Source organism: Streptomyces sp. CB02414 (assembly GCF_001905385.1).
Taxonomy (GTDB): domain Bacteria; phylum Actinomycetota; class Actinomycetes; order Streptomycetales; family Streptomycetaceae; genus Streptomyces.
Window position 1 is genome coordinate 21670 of sequence record NZ_LIPF01000001.1, and the last position, 18878, is coordinate 40547.

An 18878-nucleotide genomic window follows, 5' to 3' on the forward strand; every position below is an offset into this window, starting at 1 on the left:
ATTGTCCACTCGCTTGTCGACTCGCGCGTGAAGGTGAGCCATGCCTCTGAGCCATCCCCGTCGCTCGGCGCTGTCCGAGCAGGTCATCGCGGCACTGCGGCAACAGATCGCCTCGGGCGAGTGGCCGGTCGGCTCCCGCATCCCGACGGAACCCGAGCTGGTCGACCAGCTCGGCGTCGCCCGGAACACGGTCCGCGAGGCGGTCCGCGCGCTGGCCCACAACGGTCTGCTGGACATCCGCCAGGGCTCCGGCACGTACGTCGTGGCGACCAGCGAGCTGGCCGGCGTGATGCAGCGCCGCTTCGCCGAGGCCGACCCGCGGCACATCGCCGAGCTGCGCTCCACCCTGGAGTCCGCCGCCGCCCGGCTGGCCGCCGAGCGGCGCACGGATAAGGACCTCAGGCAGCTCGACGCGCTCCTCGCGCGCCGTGAGGAAGCGTGGCAGACGGGCGACGCGGAGGCGTACGTGACGGCGGACTCGACCTTCCACCTGGCCGTCGTGGCGGCCTCGCACAACGACGTGATGACCGCGATGTACGCGGACCTCGGCGAGGTGATGCGGGACTGGCTCCGCGTGGACGTCGGCGGCGAGCTGACCCCGGAGACACGCATGGACCACACCAGGCTGGTGGACGCGATCCGCGCGGGGGACGCCGAGACGGCGCACGCGGAGGCCGCGGGCTACCCGTTCCAGTGCCGCGCGGGCCGGATCGGCTGAATCAGCTCCCCCGCGCGTGGCTGACCCAGGCCGCCCGGACCTCCTTCCAGCACCGGCCGTCCAGGCGCACGGTCTGCGCGGGAGCGGCCTCCACCGGGGAGGTGTCGGTGTCCAGGTCCCACCAGCGCTCGCACTCGATGTGCAGGCGCACGTGGTCGGGCTCCGGGTAGGGGTTGTGGCAGTGGGCGGTCACGTCGGACTCGTCGACGCGGACCCGGCACGCGGCCCCGAACGGCTCGGCGTTCCCGCTCTCCCCGGCCTTCATGACCGGCACGCGCGCGTGGGACACCGCTTCGTACGGCAGGACCAGCACGCAGGCGACGGCGAGGGCCGCCGGGGCCAGACGGTGGAGTGGACGCACAAGGGACCTCCTCGGCCGGCTGGGGAGGGAAAGCGCGTGGTGAACTCGTACCTCAGCGTGCGCGGCGGCCGGTCCGGGCGCCCGGCCGACTGGGCCGAACGGGTGACACGCCGAGGGCCCGCACCCGGGTGGGTGCGGGCCCTCGGGGGACGTCCGGTCAGGCGCCGATGGCGTGCAGACCGCCGTCCACGTGGACGATCTCGCCCGTGGTCTTCGGGAACCAGTCGCTGAGCAGCGCGACGATGCCGCGGCCGGCCGGCTCGGGATCCTTGAGGTCCCACTCCAGCGGGGCCCGGCTGTCCCACACCGAGGCCAGTTCCCCGAAGCCGGGGATGGACTTGGCGGCCATGGAGCCGAGCGGGCCGGCCGAGACCAGGTTGCAGCGGATGTCCTGCTTGCCCAGGTCACGGGCCATGTAGCGGCTGGTGGCCTCCAGCGCGGCCTTGGCCGGGCCCATCCAGTCGTACTGCGGCCAGGCGTACTGCGCGTCGAAGGTGAGGCCGACGACCGAGCCGCCGTTCTGCATCAGCGGCAGGCAGGCCATGGTCAGCGACTTCAGGGAGTACGCCGAGACGTGCATGGCGGTGGCGACCGACTCGAACGGCGTGTTCAGGAAGTTGCCGCCGAGGGCGTCCTGCGGGGCGAAGCCGATGGAGTGGACGACTCCGTCGAGGCCGCCCAGCTCCTCGCCGACGACGTCGGCCAGGCGCCCGAGGTGCTCGTCGTTGGTGACGTCCAGCTCGATGACCTTGGTGGGCTTGGGCAGCTTCTTGGCGACGCGCTCGGTCAGCGTGGGCCGCGGGAACGCGGTCAGGATGACCTCGGCGCCCTGCTCCTGGGCCAGCTTGGCGGCGTGGAAGGCGATCGAGGCCTCCGTCAGCACACCGGTGATCAGGACGCGCTTGCCCTCGAGAATTCCGCTCATGGTGATCAGTGACCCATTCCCAGTCCGCCGTCAACGGGGATGACGGCTCCAGTGATGTACGAGGCGTCGTCCGAGGTGAGGAACCGCACCGTCGCGGCGATCTCCTCCGGTCGCGCGTACCGCGCCAGCGGCACCTGCGCGAGGATCTTCGTCTGCTGCTCCTCGGTGAGCTCCCGGGTCATGTCGGTGTCGACGAAACCGGGCGCGACGACGTTGAAGGTGATGTTGCGCGACCCCAGCTCACGGGCGAGGGAGCGCGCGAAGCCGACCAGGGCGGCCTTGGAGGCGGCGTAGTTCGCCTGCCCCGCCGAGCCGAGGAGCCCGACCACCGACGAGATGAGCACGACGCGGCCCTTCTTAGCCCGCAGCATGCCGCGGTTGGCGCGCTTGACGACGCGGAAGGTGCCGGTGAGGTTGGTGTCGACGACGGAGGTGAAGTCCTCCTCCGACATGCGCATCAGGAGCTGGTCCTTGGTGACGCCGGCGTTGGCGACGAGGACCTCGACGGGACCGTGCGTCTCCTCGATCTCCTTGTAGGCCTGCTCCACCTGCTCGCTGTCGGTGATGTCGCACTTGACGGCCAGGAAGCCGGCGGGGGGCTCACCCGAGCGGTATGTGATCGCGACCTTGTCGCCGGCGTCTGCGAATGCGCGGGCGATGGCGAGGCCGATGCCCCGGTTTCCTCCGGTGACGAGAACCGAGCGGCTCAACGGATCACCCTTTCAATAGCGGTCTGGCACACCCGCCCGGACCCGTGGAGAGCAGGCGGCTTCCTCGAAAACCTATCGGTCCCCGTCTGTCCTCAAAGACTCGGGCGCCCACAGTGGCTTACGGGAGTGACTGTCGGATCCCTACAGAACCGTGCGCGTACCGTTCGGAAACCTCTGGTCCGGCAGCGAGATGGGCGACATGATCGGAGCGACCACGGACACACCGGCCCGGTGCGCCCCGACCTCGTCCAGTCGACAGAAAGAGACGCAGGTGCCCCATAGCATCGACGAAGCCTTCACAGCATTCCCCTTGCGCGCCCTCGCCGACGCCGCCCTGGCCCGCGCACGTGCCCTCGGCGCCGAGCACGCGGACTTCCGGCTGGAGCGGGTGCGGGGCGCCTCCTGGCGTCTGAGGGACGCCAAGCCCGCCGGGTCCTCGGACACCACCGACCTCGGGTACGCGGTGCGCGTGGTGCACGGCGGTACCTGGGGCTTCGCGTCGGGGGTCGACCTGACGATGGACGCCGCCGCCAGGGTGGCGTCCCAGGCGGTGGCCATGGCGAAGCTGTCCGCGCAGGTGATCAAGGCGGCGGGGTCCGACGAGAGGGTGGAGCTCGCCGACGAGCCCGTGCACGCCGACAAGACGTGGATCTCGGCGTACGACATCGATCCTTTCACCGTGCCCGACGCCGAGAAGTCGGCCCTGCTGGCCGACTGGAGCGCGCGGCTGCTGGCGGCCGACGGGGTCGATCACGTGGACGCCTCGCTGCTGACCGTGCACGAGAACAAGTTCTACGCCGACACCGCCGGGACCGTGACGACACAGCAGCGGGTGCGGCTGCACCCGGTGCTGACCGCCGTGTCGGTGGACGACTCCAGCGGCGAGTTCGACTCCATGCGCACCCTGGCGCCGCCCGCCGGGCGCGGCTGGGAGTACCTGACCGGCACCGGCTGGGACTGGGACGCCGAGCTGGCCGGCATCCCGGAGCTGCTGGCCGAGAAGATGCGGGCGCCGAGCGTCGAGGCGGGCCTGTACGACCTGGTCGTCGACCCGTCGAACCTGTGGCTGACCATCCACGAGTCCATCGGGCACGCCACCGAGCTGGACCGCGCCCTGGGCTACGAGGCCGCCTATGCCGGCACCTCCTTCGCCACCTTCGACCAGCTCGGCAAGTTGCGCTACGGCTCGCAGCTGATGAACGTCACCGGCGACCGCACCGCCGAGCACGGGCTCGCGACCATCGGGTACGACGACGAGGGCGTGGCGGGCCAGTCCTGGGACCTGGTGAAGGACGGGACGCTGGTGGGTTACCAGCTGGACCGGCGGATCGCGCGGCTCACCGGGTTCGAGCGGTCCAACGGGTGCGCGTACGCCGACTCCCCTGCCCATGTGCCGGTGCAGCGGATGGCCAACGTGTCGCTGCGGCCGGATCCGGGCGGGTTGTCCACGGAGGATTTGATCGGGGGCGTGGAGCGCGGCATCTACGTCGTCGGGGACCGGTCCTGGTCGATCGACATGCAGCGGTACAACTTCCAGTTCACCGGTCAGCGGTTCTTCCGGATCGAGAACGGGCGGCTCGCCGGTCAGCTGCGGGACGTGGCCTACCAGGCGACGACCACCGACTTCTGGGGCTCCATGGCGGCCGTCGGCGGCCCGCAGACCTACGTCCTGGGCGGCGCCTTCAACTGCGGCAAGGCGCAGCCGGGGCAGGTGGCGGCCGTGTCGCACGGCTGCCCGTCCGCCCTCTTCAAGGGAGTCAACATCCTCAACACCACCCAGGAGGCGGGTCGATGAGCGCGCGCACGAGCAGGCCGCACGAGACCGTCGAGCGGGCGCTGGAGCTGTCCCGGGCGGACGGGTGTGTCGTCATCGCCGACGAGGAGTCCACCGCCAACCTGCGCTGGGCGGGCAACGCGCTCACCACGAACGGTGTCACGCGCGGGCGCACGCTCACGGTCGTCGCCACCGTCGACGGGCGGGAGGGCACGGCGTCCGGCGTCGTGTCGCGTTCCGCGGTGACCGTGGACGAGCTGGAGCCCCTGGTGCGCGCCGCCGAGGCCGCCGCGCGCGGTGCCGGACCGGCCGAGGACGCGCGGCCGCTGGTCACGGACGTGCCCGCGTCGCCCGACTTCACCGACGCGCCCGCCGAGACCTCGTCGGCCGTGTTCGCCGACTTCGCGCCCGCCCTCGGGGAGGCGTTCGCACGCGCGCGTGCGGGTGGACGGGAGCTGTACGGCTTCGCCAACCACGAGATGACGTCCACGTACGTGGGCACGTCCACGGGGCTGCGGCTGCGGCACGACCAGCCGAACGGGACGCTGGAGCTGAACGCCAAGTCGCCGGACCGCGCCAGGTCGGCGTGGGCGGGGCGGGCCACGCGGGACTTCAAGGACGTCGACCCGGCGGCGCTCGACGCCGAGCTGGCCGTACGGCTGGGCTGGGCCGAGCGGCGGGTGGAGCTGCCCGCGGGGCGGTACGAGACTCTGCTGCCGCCCACCGCGGTCGCTGACCTGCTCATCTACCAGTTCTGGTCCGCGTCGGGGCGGGACGCGGCCGAGGGGCGCACGGTGTTCTCCAAGCCGGGCGGCGGCACGCGCGTGGGCGAGCGGCTGGGCGAGCTGCCGCTGACGCTGCGCAGCGACCCGCACGAGCCGGGTCTGGAGTGCGCGCCGTTCGTGGTGGCGCACTCCTCGGGCGGTGACCAGTCGGTGTTCGACAACGGGCTGCCGGTCGCGGCGACCGACTGGATCCGCGCGGGCGAGGTGCACCGGCTGACCACCACCCGGCACAGCGCCGGGCTGACCGGGCTCCCGGTGGCGCCCGCCATCGGCAACCTGGTCCTGGACGGCGGCGCCCCGGACCGGTCCCTGGACGAGATGGTCGCCGGCACCTCGCGCGGGCTGCTGCTGACCTGCCTCTGGTACATCCGCGAGGTCGACCCGGCGACGCTGCTGCTGACCGGGCTGACCCGGGACGGCGTCTACCTGGTCGAGGACGGCGAGGTGGTCGGCGAGGTGAACAACTTCCGGTTCAACGAGTCGCCGGTGAGCCTGCTGGGCCGGGCCACCGAGGCCGGGCGGACGGAAAAGACGCTGCCCAGGGAGTGGGGCGACTGGTTCACTAGGGCTGCGATGCCCGCCCTGAGGGTGCCGGACTTCAATATGAGCTCTGTCAGTCAGGGCGTATAACCTCGTAGTCGGCCGCCACCTGGCTGCCGAAGATCATGAGCATGTAGGAGACACGAGAACCGTGACGGACATCGTCGACGAGCTGAAGTGGCGTGGGCTGTTCGCCCAGTCCACCGATGAGGATGCTTTGCGCAAGGCGCTCGCGGACGGTCCCGTCACGTTCTATTGCGGTTTCGACCCGACCGCGCCGTCCCTGCACGTGGGGCACCTGGTGCAGGTGCTCACCGTGCGCCGGCTCCAGCAGGCCGGGCACCGGCCGCTGGCGCTGGTCGGTGGCGCGACGGGCCAGATCGGCGACCCGCGGCCGACCGCCGAGCGCACGCTGAACTCGCCGGAGACCGTCGCGGGCTGGGTCGAGCGGCTGCGCGGCCAGATCGAGCCGTTCCTGTCCTTCGAGGGCGAGAACGCGGCCCTGATGGTCAACAACCTCGACTGGACCGAGGGCCTGTCCGCCATCGAGTTCCTGCGGGACATCGGCAAGCACTTCCGGGTCAACAAGATGCTGACCAAGGACTCCGTCGCCCGGCGCCTGGAGTCCTCCGAGGGCATCAGCTACACGGAGTTCAGCTACCAGCTCCTCCAGGCGATGGACTTCCTCCAGCTCTACCGGCGCTACGGCTGCACGATGCAGCAGGGCGGCAGCGACCAGTGGGGCAACCTGACGGCCGGCCTCGACCTGCTGCACCGGCTGGAGCCGGACGCGTCCGCGCACGCCTACGCGACGCCGCTGATGACCAAGGCGGACGGCACCAAGTTCGGCAAGACCGAGGGCGGCGCCGTCTGGTTGGACCCGGAGATGACCACGCCGTACGCGTTCTACCAGTTCTGGCTGAACGTGGACGACCGGGACATCTCGAAGTACATGCGCATCCTGTCCTTCCGGTCCCGCGAGGAGCTGGAGCAGCTGGAGCAGCAGACCGAGGAGCGTCCGCAGGCGCGGGCCGCGCAGCGCGCGCTGGCCGAGGAGCTGACGACGCTGGTGCACGGCGCCGACCAGACGGCCGCCGTGATCGCCGCCTCGAAGGCCCTCTTCGGCCAGGGCGACCTGGCGGAGCTGGACGAGCGGACGCTGGCCGCGGCCCTGTCCGAGCTGCCGCACGTCCAGGTCGCCGAGCCGGCCCCGGTCGTGGACCTGTTCGCCGAGGTCGGCCTGGTCGCCAGCAAGTCCGCCGCCCGTCGCACGGTGAAGGAGGGCGGCGCCTACGTGAACAACGCCAAGGTCGCCGCCGAGGACGCCGTACCCGCCCGTGAGGAGCTGCTGCACGGACGGTGGCTGGTGCTGCGCCGCGGCAAGAAGAACCTGGCCGCGGTCGAGGTCACCGGCGGCTGAGCGCACGCGTCAGGGGCGGCCTCCGGTGCCACGCGGCTGCCGGAGGCCGCCCCTTCGCCGTACGGGACCGCCGTACGAGACCGTCGTACGGGACCGTGCGGACGCTCAGGCCCGTTCGCGCCGATTGTTGCCGCGCACCGCCATGTAGAGCGCGTCGCCGACGCCCACGATGATGATCGCGGCCACCAGCTGGAACAGGTGCCGCCACCAGTCGATGCCGCGGGTCGCCTCAACGCCGACGGCCCGTGCGATCGCGTTTCCGGCGATGGCTCCGAGCATGCCGAAGATGGTGGTCAGCCACAGGGGGCTGTGCTGCTTCCCGGGAATGATCGCCTTGGCGATCAGACCCAGCACGAATCCGACGATGATCGCCCACAACCAGCCCATGGCTGCCTCCTCATTCGGCTCCACGCGAGCAATACCGCCAGTCTTCGGCCGTACCGCGTACGGCGCATGGCGGGTACGGCCGAATGGGGTACGGGGCTACGCGGTGCGGCGCAGGTCCTGCGGGCGGGCCGGAGGGTGCCCCGGTCTCGTGGACGGCGCAGATGCGGCGTAACGTGGAGAGTTGTCCGGGACCGGAGTCCCCGTGCGGCCGCGGACGGGAGCGGGGCGGGGAGAGTCCGATGCGGGCGGATGGTGGAACCAGATGCGGAAGCAGAGTGCTGGCGGCAAGGCCGAGGTGTTCCGGATCACCGGGGCCCGGACGGGCCTCCAGGAAGACGTGCGCGGCCGGCAGCGCCGGTACATCGTCTCGATGTCGGTCCGTACCCTGTCGGTGGTCCTCGCGGCCTGCCTGTGGAATGTGGAACGGCACGTGGCGATCGTGGCGCTGATCCTGGGCGCGGTACTGCCGTACATCGCCGTGGTGATCGCTAACGCCGGGCGCGAGAACGCGCCATCGTTGCCGTCGACGTTCGTGACCATGCCGACCGCCCCGATGATCACGCCGCCCCGCGACGACGACGGTCCGGCGGAATCCGACCCGGAGGACGCCACGCCCGAAGCGGCTCCGGGCGCCGCTGGTGAACCCCGCGCACGCGCCTGACCGCGGGACGCACGTCGATTCCTCGCCAGGCCGAAGAAATGCTCAGATGAATCATGTGGTTCGGGTGCCGGGCGATGGGTGACCCGTGACATACTTCGTACGCGCTCCGCATCCCCCGTCGGAGCGACGGACCGACGCCGGGCAGCTCCCCCCGTGGCTGCTCGGCGTCGCCTTGTTGTGTGGACCTGTGAGACGAACCTGTGAGTGACGAGACCGCCCCGGAGACCGCCCCGATCTGCTCCGCCAAGGGCTGCCGCACCGCCGCCGTGTGGGTGCTGGCCTGGAACAACCCGAAGATCCACACGCCGGAGCGGCGCAAGACGTGGATCGCGTGCGACGAGCACCGGGAGCACCTGTCGCAGTTCCTCGGAGTGCGCGGCTTCCTGAAGGACGTCGTCCCGCTGGACGAGTGGGAAGCCCCCGCGGGCTCCTAGGGGCCGCCCTGTTGGGCTGCCCCTATCCCCCGATCGCCGACATCGGCCGGTCGGGCTGGACGAAGGTCGGGTCGTCGAGGCCGGCGCCGGCCTTCTTGCCCCACATGGCCAGCCGCCAGATCCGGGCGATCTCCTCGTCCGGGGCGTCGGAGCGCAGGGCGGCCCGCAGGTCGGTCTCCTCGGTGGCGAACAGGCAGGTGCGCACCTGGCCGTCGGCGGTCAGGCGGGTGCGGTCACAGGCCGAGCAGAACGGGCGGGTGACCGAGGCGATGACGCCGACCCGGTGCGGGCCGCCGTCCACGAGCCAGCGCTCTGCGGGGGCCGACCCGCGTTCCTCGGAGCCCTCGGCGGTCAGCTCGAAGCGGGTGCGCAGGGAGGTGAGGATGTCACCGGCGGTGATCATGCCCTCGCGCTTCCAGCCGTGCTGGGCGTCCAGGGGCATCTGCTCGATGAAGCGCAGCTCGTAGTCGTGCTCCACGGCCCAGGCGAGCAGGTCGGGGGCCTCGTCGTCATTGAGCCCCGGCATCAGGACGGAGTTGACCTTGACCGGGGTCAGACCGGCCTCGCGGGCCGCTTCCAGACCCTGAAGGACGTCCTTGTGCCGGTCACGGCGGGTGAGGGTCTTGAAGACGTCGGGACGGAGGGTGTCCAGGGAGACATTGACCCGGTCCAGACCCGCCGCCTTCAGGGCGGGCGCCGTGCGCTTCAGACCGATGCCATTGGTGGTCAGCGACATCTGGGGGCGCGGCTCCAGGGCCGCGACGCGCTCCACGATGCCGACGAGGCCGGGGCGCAGCAGGGGCTCGCCGCCGGTGAAGCGGACCTCCTCGATACCGAGGGAGGTGACGGCGATGTCGATGAGGCGGACGATCTCGTCGTCCGTGAGCAGGTCGGGCTTGGCCAGCCACTGGAGGCCCTCTTCGGGCATGCAGTAGGTGCAGCGCAGGTTGCAGCGATCGGTCAGCGAGACCCTCAGGTCGGTGGCCACTCGGCCGTAGGTGTCGATGAGCACGTAGGCCCCCTCCCTCGACGCGGATCGGTGGAGCACTTCTCTCCTCCGACACCTGCGAGCCTACGTGACGGGTCCGACAACGACAGCGGGCCGATCCCTACGACGTACGGCGGGGCCCCGTCGTAGATCTCTACGACGGGGCCCCCGCGCGGGGTGGATCAGTGGGCTCCGGTGCCGGTCAGGGACCGGACCTCGAGCTCCGCGTACTTCGCCGTGTCGGGCTCCTCCTTCGACAGGACCGTGCCGAGCCAGCCCATGAGGAAACCGAACGGGATGGAGATGAGGCCCGGGTTCTGCAGCGGGAACCAGGCGAAGTCGACGTCGGGGAACATCGCCTTCGGGTCGCCGGAGACCACGGGCGAGAACAGCACCAGGCCGACGGCGACGATCAGGCCGCCGTAGATCGACCACAGGGCGCCCTGGGTGGTGAACCGCTTCCAGAAGAGGCTGTAGAGGATCGTCGGCAGGTTGGCGGAGGCGGCGACCGCGAAGGCCAGGGCGACCAGGCCGGCCACGTTCAGGTCGCGGGCGAGGGCGCCCAGCGCGATGGAGACGATGCCGATGAACACGGTCGCCCAGCGGGCCGCCCTCATCTCCTCCTTCTCGGTGGCCTTGCCCTTGCGGATGACGTTGGCGTAGATGTCGTGCGCGAAGGACGAGGACGAGGCGAGGGTGAGGCCGGCGACCACGGCGAGGATGGTCGCGAAGGCCACCGCCGAGATGGTGGCGAGCAGGATCGCGCCCCAGGCCGAGTCGACGCCGCCGACGTGCAGGGCGAGCAGCGGCGCGGCCGTGTTGCCGGAGGCGTTGGAGGCGATGATCTCCTCCTTGCCGACGAGGGCGGCGGCGCCGAAGCCGAGGGCGATGGTCATCAGGTAGAAGGCGCCGATGATGCCGATGGCCCAGTTCACGGACTTACGGGCGGCCTTGGCGTTGGGCACCGTGTAGAAGCGGATCAGGATGTGCGGCAGGCCGGCGGTGCCGAGCACCAGGGCGAGACCCAGGGAGATGAAGTCCAGCTTGGTGGTGCCGGTGGCGCCGTACTTCAGTCCGGGCTCCAGGAAGGCGGCGCCCTCGCCGCTGCGCTCCGCGGCGGTGCCCAGCAGGTCGGAGATGTTGAAGTCGAACTTCAGCAGCACCAGGAAGGTGATCAGGATGGTGCCGCCGATCAGCAGGACGGCCTTGACCATCTGGACCCAGGTGGTGCCCTTCATGCCGCCGATGGAGACGTACACGATCATCAGGATGCCGACGAGGGCGACGATGAGGATCTTGCCCGCGTCGGAGGTGATGCCCAGCAGCAGCGAGACGAGGATGCCCGCGCCCGCCATCTGGGCCAGCAGGTAGAAGATCGAGACGACGATGGTGGAGGTGCCGGCGGCGGTGCGCACGGGGCGCTGGCGCATGCGGTAGGCGAGGACGTCGCCCATGGTGTAGCGGCCGGAGTTCCGCAGCGGCTCGGCGACCAGGAGCAGGGCGACCAGCCAGGCGACCAGGAAGCCGATGGAGTAGAGGAAGCCGTCGTAGCCGAAGAGGGCGATGGCGCCCGCGATGCCGAGGAAGGACGCGGCCGACATGTAGTCGCCGGAGACGGCGAGGCCGTTCTGGAAGGCGCTGAAGGACCGGCCGCCCGCGTAGAAGTCGGCGGCGTCCTTGGTCTGGCGGCCGGCCCAGACGGTGATGCCGAGCGTCGCCAGGACGAAGAGGGCGAAGAGGGTGATGATCAGCGGCCGGTGCTCGCTGGCCTCGTTGGCGGCGAGTTCGGCGGCGAGAACGGTCTGTGCGGGGCTCATGCGCCGCCCTCCATCCGGGACTTGATGGCCTCGGCCTTGGGGTCGAGCTTCGCGGCGGCGTGCCGCGAGTACCACCAGGCGATGAGGAACGTGGTGACGAACTGGGCGATACCGAAGACGAAGGCGACGTTGATGTTGCCGAAGAGCTTGGTGCCCATGAAGCCGCCGGCGTAGTTCGACAGCAGCACGTACAGCAGGTACCAGGCGACGAAGGCGATCGTCAGCGGGAAGGCGAAGGAGCGGAAGGAGCGGCGCAGTTCGGCGAACTCAGCGCTCCGCTGCACTTCGGAGAACTCCTCGGGTGACGGAAGATGGCGTTCCTCTTTCGAGGGGGGCGGAGCGTCGGTGGCCACGGAGTCTCCTCGTACGACGGACATGACGGCTTGTACCTCGGTGTTCTCGCGGGGGCCTGATCGTGCTCGGACTCCCTGACCAACGACACGGCGCCCCACCGGCACCGGTTCAACCCGAGCGGCACTTTCCGAAGTCACCCGTTGCGGGTCATTGCTGGCCGGCGGCTACGAGGGATAGCTTCACCCTGCACCACTCCGTCATGTACCTGCCCGGTCACCACCCGTGTCTCGGGCCGGTCCCTTTTCCGGATGATGTGGAGACCCCATGGATCATCTGCGTTCGACGCGTTCGTCGCGGCCGCCGCGTTCCAGACGGCGGCTCGCTCTCGCCGTACCGGTCGTGCTGTCGCTCACCGCGTCCCTCGGCTTCCTGCCGGCCGCCGCCTCGGCCGCACCGGGTGCGGGCACCGCCCAGGAGGCCGCCCGGACCGCCGGGACCACGGACGCGCCCGACCTCGCGTACGTGGTCAACACGCGGCCGGACCACCGCACGATCGCGTCGGTGAAGCGGGCGATAGCCGAGGCCGGCGGCAGCGTCGTCGCCACCTACCGGAAGATCGGCGTGATCGTCGTCCACTCGGCCGACCCGGACTTCGGCGAGGAGATACGCGAGGCCCGCGGGGTGCAGTCCGCGGGGGCGACCCGCACCGCGCCGCTGTCCGCCGCCGGGACGACCGGCCAGGGCGCCGCCGAGCTGCTCACCGACGAGCAGGCCGCGCGGACCGCGAAGGCGTCCGAGGCCGCCGGGGCGGGCGAGCCGCTGGAAGCGGACCAGTGGGACCTGCGCGCGATAGGCGCCGACAAGGCCGCGAAGATCAACCCGGGCAGCTCCCGGGTCACCGTCGCCGTCATCGACACCGGCGTCGACGACACCCACCCCGACCTCGCCCCGAACTTCTCCGCCTCACAGTCCGCCAACTGCGTCGGCGGCAAGGCGGACACCAGCGAGGGCGCCTGGCGGCCGTACACCGCCGACGACTACCACGGCACCCACGTCGCCGGTGAGATAGCCGCCGCCCGCAACGGCATCGGTGTCGCCGGTGTGGCACCGGGCGTGAAGGTCTCCAGCATCAAGGTGAGCGACCCGGACAACGGGCTCTTCTACCCCGAGAACGTCGTCTGCGCCTTCATGTTCGCCGCCGACCACGGCGTGGAGATCACCAACAACAGCTACTACGTGGACCCCTGGCTGTACAACTGCATGGACGACCCGGACCAGCGCGCCATCGTCGACGCGGTCAACCGGGCCCAGCTCTACGCCCAGCGCAAGGGCACCCTCCACCTGGCCTCCGCCGGCAACTCCAACCACGACCTGGACTCCGACGCCATCGTCGACGACTCCAGCCCCGACGACTCGACGCCGGTGACGCGGACCATCGACCCGCACGAGTGCTTCGACGTGCCGACCCAGCTGCCCGGCATCGTCACCGTCAGCGCCACGGGCGTCGACAAGGAGAAGTCCTACTACTCCTCGTACGGCAAGGGCGTCGTGGACGTCGCCGCGCCGGGCGGCGACGGGCGCTACCAGACCCCGGACACGCCGTCGAAGAACGGCCGCATCCTGTCGACCATGCCGAACAACGAGTACGCCTGGCTCCAGGGCACCTCGATGGCCTCCCCGCACGCCGCGGGCGTCGCCGCGCTGCTGAAGTCGGAGCACCCCTGGGCGTCCCCGGCGCAGCTCCAGTGGCTGCTGAAGGCCCAGGCCGACAACCCGGGCTGCCCGGCCTCCTACGACCAGGACGGCGACGGCACGCAGGACGCCGACTGCGAGGGCGGCAAGCGGGTCAACGGCTTCTACGGCTTCGGCATCGTCGACGCGCTGCGCGCGGTGAAGTGACCGCCCGGTTCACCGCTCACCGCTCACCGCTCACAAGGCTTTCCTCTCCCTTCCGGCAACGACTGCACGAACGAACTGGAGACACCGCACATGACAGCTCCTCACCCGCGTCACCGCCGTGCCCTCGCGATCCCGGCCGGTATGGCCGTGGCCGCGTCGCTGGCCTTCCTGCCGGGCGTCCCGGCCTCCGCCGCGGAGGCCGCTCCCACGCTGTCGGCGGACTCGTCGTCCTCGATGAGCTACGTCGTCAACGTCCGCCCCGGGCACGGCCTTTCGGCGCACGTGAAGCGGGCGATAGCCAAGGCCGGCGGCACGATCGTGACGTCGTACGACCGGATCGGCGTGGTCGTCGTCCACTCCTCGAACGCGGACTTCGCCAAGACCGTCCGCAAGGCGCGCGGCGTGCAGTCGGCCGGCGCCACCCGCACCGCGCCGCTGCCGTCGGCCGCCACCACCGACACCGGTGCGCCCAAGGTGCTCAGCGGCGAGGAGATCGCCGCCGCCGAGGCCGCCGAGGGCCAGGACCCGCTGCAGTCCCTCCAGTGGGACCTGCCCGCCATCAAGGCGGACAAGGCGCACGAGAAGTCGCTGGGCAGCGCGGACGTCACCGTCGCGGTCATCGACACCGGCGTCGACGACACCCACCCGGACATCGCCCCGAACTTCGACCGTGAGGCCTCCGTCAACTGCGTCTCCGGCAAGCCGGACACCACCGACGGCGCCTGGCGGCCGAGCGCGGCGGAGAGCCCGCACGGCACCCACGTGGCCGGGGAGATCGCCGCCGCCAAGAACGGCGTCGGCATGACGGGCGTGGCGCCCGGGGTGAAGGTCTCCGGCATCAAGGTGTCCAACCCCGACGGCTTCTTCTACGCCGAGGCCGTGGTCTGCGGCTTCATGTGGGCGGCCGAGCACGACGTGGACGTCACCAACAACAGCTATTACACCGACCCCTGGTACTTCAACTGCAAGAACGACCCGGACCAGAAGGCCCTCGTCGAAGCCGTCAGCCGGGCCGCGCGGTACGCGGAGCGGAAGGGCGCGGTCAACGTCGCCGCGGCCGGCAACGAGAACTACGACCTCTCCTCCGACGAGATCACCGACCCGTCCTCCCCGAACGACACCACGCCCGGCGACCGGGTCGTCGACCCGTCCGAGTGCCTGGACATCCCGACCCAGCTGCCCGGCGTCGTGACGGTCGCCTCGACCGGCGCCAAGGGCCTCAAGTCGTCCTTCTCCAACCACGGTCTGGGCGTCATCGACATCGCCGCGCCCGGCGGCGACTCGACGGCCTACCAGACGCCCGAGCCGCCCGCCACCAGCGGACTGATCCTGGGCACCCTGCCCGGCGGCAAGTGGGGCTACATGGCCGGTACGTCGATGGCGTCCCCGCACGTCGCGGGCGTCGCCGCCCTGATCAAGTCGACGCACCCCTACGCTCCCCCGGCCATGGTCAAGGCCCTGCTGTACGCCCAGGCCGACGCCACCGCGTGCACGAAGCCGTACGACATCGACGGCGACGGCAAGGCCGACGCGGTGTGCGAGGGCCCGAAGAACCGCAACGGCTTCTACGGCTGGGGCATGACCGACGCGCTGGACGCGGTCACCTGGTAGTCCGTGCACGGTGACCGCGCCGGTCACCACGCGCGCGTGCGGCGGGCCGGGAGTGATCTCCCGGCCCGCCGTGTGCGTACCGGGGTGTGACGCGTCACTCACTCCCTTCCCGGCTCCCTCGAACCGTACGGCGGCCGAAAACGTCCTCATGTGCGGAATGCCGGACCGCCAGTTGTTTTCCGGAACTTGCCCGGATCTGGGGGAGCTGGTGAAGATCTCGAGGTGACCTTGACAAGACCCCCGTCCCGGACCACCGGCACCGGACGGCACGCGCGGCCCTCCGGCACCGGCCGGGCCGCGGCCGTGCTCGTGCTGGTGGTGCTGGCCGCACTGATACCCGTCCTCGGCCCGTCCCCCGCCCTGCACGGCACGGGGGAGGCCGAGGCCCCCGGCACCGGCGGCATAGCCCTGCTGCGCACGGTGCTCTTCGCCGCCCTGAGCGTCCCGCTCGGCGAACTCTTCGTGAACCGGCTCGCCAAGACGCTCCCCGGCGCTCCGGCGCAGCGCCCCCGCAGCTGGGCGCCGTACGCGAGCGCCGCCGGCTTCGTCGCCGCGCTGGGCCTGGCGTCGGTCGTGGCCACAGGCAACCTGGTGCCGGACGGCGCCGCCGACATCGACGTCGGCGGGCTGTACTCGTCCCGCGACGGCAAACTCGCCCTCCTGGAGGTCAACGGCTTCCTCGCGGCCGGCCTGTGCGCCGGCTCCCGGCGCCCCGGCCTCCAGGTCTGGCCGCTGGCCGCGGTGATAGTCGCCGAGGCGCTGCGCGCGCACCCCACGACCGAGTACAGCCCGCTGCTCGGATCGGGCCTCACCCTCGTCCACCTGACGTGCGCCTCCCTGTGGGTGGGCGGCCTGCTGTACGTGCTGCGGGCCCTGCGCACCTGGCGGGACGCAGAGACGGGGCCCGCGCTGCTGGGCCTCTACGCGCGCGTGGCGGCCGTTCTGCTGGCGGCCATCACGGCGACGGGCGTGTGCAGTTCGCTGCGCCGGATGCCGCCGGGCACGATCACGGACCAGCTGACGGACACGGCGTACGGGCGGGTCCTGCTCGCCAAGGTGATTCTGATGGTCGCGGTCGCGGCTCTCGCCCTGTGGGCCAGGGTCCGGCTGAGCCGCGCGGCCGACCCGCTGGCCGCCTGCTCCCCCGCGCGCGCGGAGGTCGCCGTCCTCGGTGTGGTGGTCGCGGTCTCGGGACTGCTGACGGCCCTTCCGGTGCCGATCCGGTGGTGACCCGGTGGTGAGTCCCGCAACGCCCGCCCCCGGTCGGCCGCTTGACGGAGGAACCGTTTCGCCTGGGCGCCGTGCGGCACCTGCCGCACCGGAGTGTCGGTCGTGGCCCGTATCCTCATGGACCATGCTCGAAGACCGCACGACCGCAGCGCCGTCCGCCACGGCGTGGCCGGCCGCGTATCCGCAGGGGTACGCGGTCGTCGACGTGGAGACCACCGGACTGGCCCGCGACGACCGGATAATCTCCGCGGCCGTCTACCGTCTGGACGCCCGCGGCGAGGTCGAGGACCACTGGTACACCCTGGTCAATCCCCAGCGGGACCCGGGCCCGGTGTGGATACACGGTCTGACGAGCGAGGTGCTCCGGGACGCGCCGCTCTTCCCGGACGTCGCCGAGGAGTTCGCCGCCCGCCTGGACGGGCGGGTGCTGGTCGCGCACAACGCCGTCTTCGACTGGCAGATGATCGCCCGCGAGTACGCCCGCGCCCGGCGCGAGGCCCCGGTGCGGCAACGGCTGTGCACCATCGCGCTCTCCAAGGCGCTGGCCCTGCCGCTGCCCAACCACAAGCTGGAGTCGCTGGCCGCCCACTTCGGCGTCGTACAGCAGCGGGCGCACCACGCGCTGGACGACGCGCGGGTACTGGCGGAGGCGTTCCGGCCGAGCCTGGTCGCCGCGGCGGCGGGAGGTCTGCGACTGCCGCTGCACGAGTGCCGGCCGCTGACCGAGTGGTCGGACGCGCCCGCCCCCCGGATCGGACAGCAGGCCGGTTACGGCGGCTACCGGCCGACGAGTTGGCGCCCCTCCCGCAAAAGGCCCGCATGCCCTTATCCCAACCCGGGCCGGTATGAAGCGGGCAAAGGGCTCAAGCAGGGCATGCGGGTCGCCTTCTCGGGTGACACCTCCGTCGAGCGGGACCTGCTGGAGGACCGTGCCACCGAGGCCGGGCTGCATGTCGCCACCAGTCTGTCCCGGCTGACCAGCCTGCTGGTCACCAACGACCCGGACTCGGGCACATCGAAGGTGGTCAAGGCGCGCCAGTTCGGGACGCCGGTGGTGGACGAGGCGGCCTTCGGCCAGCTCCTGAGGGACGTCGAACCGGCGGACGCCAAGCCCTGAGCCGGGCCGCGCGGGGATCACGGGCGAGCCGTACGGACGGGTGATTCCGGGCGACTCGCCCGGCGCCCGCTCGCCCGCGTCGCGGCGACGGCTCACCCTGTGGCGCATGGCGACATGCGAAGTCTGCGGCAACAACTACGGAATGACCTTCGAGGTCCACGCCCAGGGAGCGGTGCACGTCTTCGACTGCTTCTCCTGCGCGATCCACCGGATGGCCCCCATCTGCGAGCACTGCCGGGTGCAGATCATCGGCCAGGGCGTCGAGGTCGAGGGCCACTGGTACTGCGGCGCCCACTGCGCCCGCGCGGAGGGGAGGGCGGGGATCGTCGACAAGGTCTAGTTCCCGAAGGCGTACCCGCCGCATGGCACCCCACGACCGAGTTGTACCGTCGTGGGGTGTACCGCTTCCTCCTGTCCCGCCAGTGGGTGATCCTCACCCTGATCGCCGTGCTGCTCATCCCCACGATGATCTGGCTGGGCTTCTGGCAGATGCACCGCTACGAGGATCGCACCGCCCGGAACGACCTCGTGGCGCGGGCGCTCGACGCGGCCCCGGTGCCCGCCGAGTCGCTGACCGCTCCCGGCAAGAAGATCACCACGAGTGAGCGGTACCGGACCGTCACCGCGAAGGGTCACTTCGACACGGACCGCGAGGTCGTCGTCCGCCGCCGCACCGACTCCGACGACAACATCGGCTACCACGTGCTGACCCCGTTCGTACTGAACGACGGCAAGATCCTGCTGGTCAACCGGGGCTGGATCCCCGCGGACGGCCCGAGCCAGACCGCGTTCCCCGAGATTCCCGCGCCGCCCGGCGGAGAGATCACCGTCACCGGGCGGCTGATGCCCGACGAGACGACCGAGGCGAGCGGCATCAAGGACCTCGAGGGCCTGCCGGACCGGCAGATCATGCTCATCAACAGCGAGCAGCAGGCCGACCGCCTGGACGCCCCGGTCCTCGGCGGCTACGTCGCCCTCATCGAGCCGGAGCCGGAGAACAACACCCCGGAGCGGATCGGCAAACCCGGCAACGCGGACGCCGCGCTGAACTTCGCGTACGCGATCCAGTGGTGGCTGTTCGCCGCGGCCGTACCGGTCGGCTGGTGGTTCCTGGTCCGTCGCGAGAAGCGCGAACGTGAGACCGCCGAGGACGTGGCACCGGCGCCGGCGGAACCCGCGAAGGTGTAGCCGCCCGACGGGACCCGTC

General features: G+C 71.1%; 19 protein-coding genes. 12 read left to right on the forward strand and 7 right to left on the reverse strand.

Annotation, left to right across the window (positions count from 1 at the left end; all coding sequences use genetic code 11):
* Positions 1–40 precede the first annotated feature (40 nt).
* Complete coding sequence (locus AMK11_RS00110) at positions 41–718, forward strand: FadR/GntR family transcriptional regulator (protein WP_073721344.1); 678 nt, start codon at positions 41–43, stop codon at positions 716–718.
* Between the two features lies 1 nt (position 719).
* Here the strand turns inward: AMK11_RS00110 and AMK11_RS00115 are convergent, their stop codons facing one another.
* From AMK11_RS00115 to fabG, 3 genes are all read right to left on the reverse strand, one after another.
* A complete protein-coding gene (locus AMK11_RS00115) occupies positions 720–1079 on the reverse strand; it encodes a hypothetical protein (protein ID WP_073721345.1) in 360 nt (119 codons plus the stop codon).
* A gap of 157 nt (positions 1080–1236) precedes the next feature.
* A complete protein-coding gene (gene fabI / locus AMK11_RS00120; RefSeq protein ID WP_073721346.1) occupies positions 1237–2004 on the reverse strand; it encodes an enoyl-ACP reductase FabI in 768 nt (255 codons plus the stop codon).
* Between the two features lie 5 nt (positions 2005–2009).
* Positions 2010–2714, reverse strand: coding sequence for a 3-oxoacyl-[acyl-carrier-protein] reductase (gene fabG / locus AMK11_RS00125; protein WP_019329369.1), 705 nt, complete (start codon positions 2712–2714; stop codon positions 2010–2012).
* A 271-nt stretch (positions 2715–2985) separates the two neighbouring features.
* Here fabG and AMK11_RS00130 point away from each other — a divergent pair, with 271 nt between their 5' ends.
* The 3 genes from AMK11_RS00130 to tyrS all read left to right on the forward strand — a co-directional run bounded on the left by AMK11_RS00130 (position 2986) and on the right by tyrS (position 7233).
* Positions 2986–4509, forward strand: a complete 1524-nt coding sequence (locus AMK11_RS00130) for a TldD/PmbA family protein (protein WP_073723803.1) — start codon at positions 2986–2988, stop codon at positions 4507–4509.
* Positions 4506–5903, forward strand: a complete 1398-nt coding sequence (locus AMK11_RS00135; protein ID WP_073721347.1) for a metallopeptidase TldD-related protein — start codon at positions 4506–4508, stop codon at positions 5901–5903. The genes AMK11_RS00130 and AMK11_RS00135 overlap by 4 nt, the downstream gene beginning before the upstream one ends.
* Before the next feature lie 61 nt (positions 5904–5964).
* Complete coding sequence (gene tyrS, locus AMK11_RS00140; RefSeq protein ID WP_073721348.1) at positions 5965–7233, forward strand: tyrosine--tRNA ligase; 1269 nt, start codon at positions 5965–5967, stop codon at positions 7231–7233.
* Between the two features lie 105 nt (positions 7234–7338).
* Here the strand turns inward: tyrS and AMK11_RS00145 are convergent, their stop codons facing one another.
* Positions 7339–7620 (reverse strand): GlsB/YeaQ/YmgE family stress response membrane protein, encoded by a 282-nt coding sequence (locus tag AMK11_RS00145; RefSeq protein ID WP_073721349.1) that lies wholly within the window; start codon positions 7618–7620, stop codon positions 7339–7341.
* A gap of 262 nt (positions 7621–7882) precedes the next feature.
* Between AMK11_RS00145 and AMK11_RS00150 the strand changes: the two genes are divergently transcribed.
* Positions 7883–8281, forward strand: a complete 399-nt coding sequence (locus AMK11_RS00150) for a DUF3099 domain-containing protein (protein WP_198941279.1) — start codon at positions 7883–7885, stop codon at positions 8279–8281.
* Positions 8282–8481: 200 nt separating this feature from the next.
* Positions 8482–8715: a hypothetical protein gene (locus AMK11_RS00155; RefSeq protein ID WP_073721353.1), complete on the forward strand. Its 234-nt coding sequence runs from the start codon at positions 8482–8484 to the stop codon at positions 8713–8715.
* A 22-nt stretch (positions 8716–8737) separates the two neighbouring features.
* Here AMK11_RS00155 and moaA read toward each other — a convergent pair whose 3' ends face one another.
* From moaA to AMK11_RS00170, 3 genes are all read right to left on the reverse strand, one after another.
* Complete coding sequence (gene moaA, locus AMK11_RS00160; protein ID WP_073721355.1) at positions 8738–9727, reverse strand: GTP 3',8-cyclase MoaA; 990 nt, start codon at positions 9725–9727, stop codon at positions 8738–8740.
* Between the two features lie 158 nt (positions 9728–9885).
* Complete coding sequence (locus AMK11_RS00165) at positions 9886–11520, reverse strand: solute symporter family protein (RefSeq protein ID WP_073721357.1); 1635 nt, start codon at positions 11518–11520, stop codon at positions 9886–9888.
* Positions 11517–11873: a DUF485 domain-containing protein gene (locus tag AMK11_RS00170; RefSeq protein WP_073721359.1), complete on the reverse strand. Its 357-nt coding sequence runs from the start codon at positions 11871–11873 to the stop codon at positions 11517–11519. The genes AMK11_RS00165 and AMK11_RS00170 overlap by 4 nt, the downstream gene beginning before the upstream one ends.
* Positions 11874–12138: 265 nt before the next feature.
* Between AMK11_RS00170 and AMK11_RS00175 the strand changes: the two genes are divergently transcribed.
* The 6 genes from AMK11_RS00175 (at position 12139) to AMK11_RS00200 (ending at position 18859) form a co-directional block, all read left to right on the forward strand.
* Positions 12139–13713 (forward strand): S8 family serine peptidase, encoded by a 1575-nt coding sequence (locus AMK11_RS00175; protein ID WP_073721386.1) that lies wholly within the window; start codon positions 12139–12141, stop codon positions 13711–13713.
* Positions 13714–13803: 90 nt separating this feature from the next.
* Positions 13804–15324 (forward strand): S8 family peptidase, encoded by a 1521-nt coding sequence (locus tag AMK11_RS00180; protein WP_073721388.1) that lies wholly within the window; start codon positions 13804–13806, stop codon positions 15322–15324.
* Positions 15325–15546: 222 nt separating this feature from the next.
* Entirely contained in the window at positions 15547–16554 is a 1008-nt protein-coding gene (locus tag AMK11_RS00185; protein ID WP_073721390.1) for a CopD family protein, read from the forward strand.
* A 124-nt stretch (positions 16555–16678) separates the two neighbouring features.
* Positions 16679–17671 carry a DEDDh family exonuclease gene (locus AMK11_RS00190; RefSeq protein WP_073721392.1) on the forward strand — a complete coding sequence of 331 codons (993 nt, stop codon included), beginning with the start codon at positions 16679–16681 and terminating at the stop codon, positions 17669–17671.
* Between the two features lie 106 nt (positions 17672–17777).
* Positions 17778–18011, forward strand: coding sequence for a hypothetical protein (locus tag AMK11_RS00195; RefSeq protein ID WP_071528763.1), 234 nt, complete (start codon positions 17778–17780; stop codon positions 18009–18011).
* A 56-nt stretch (positions 18012–18067) separates the two neighbouring features.
* The gene (locus AMK11_RS00200; RefSeq protein ID WP_073721394.1) at positions 18068–18859 is read left to right on the forward strand and encodes an SURF1 family cytochrome oxidase biogenesis protein; all 792 of its coding nucleotides are present in this window, start codon (positions 18068–18070) and stop codon (positions 18857–18859) included.
* Positions 18860–18878: the final 19 nt, after the last annotated feature.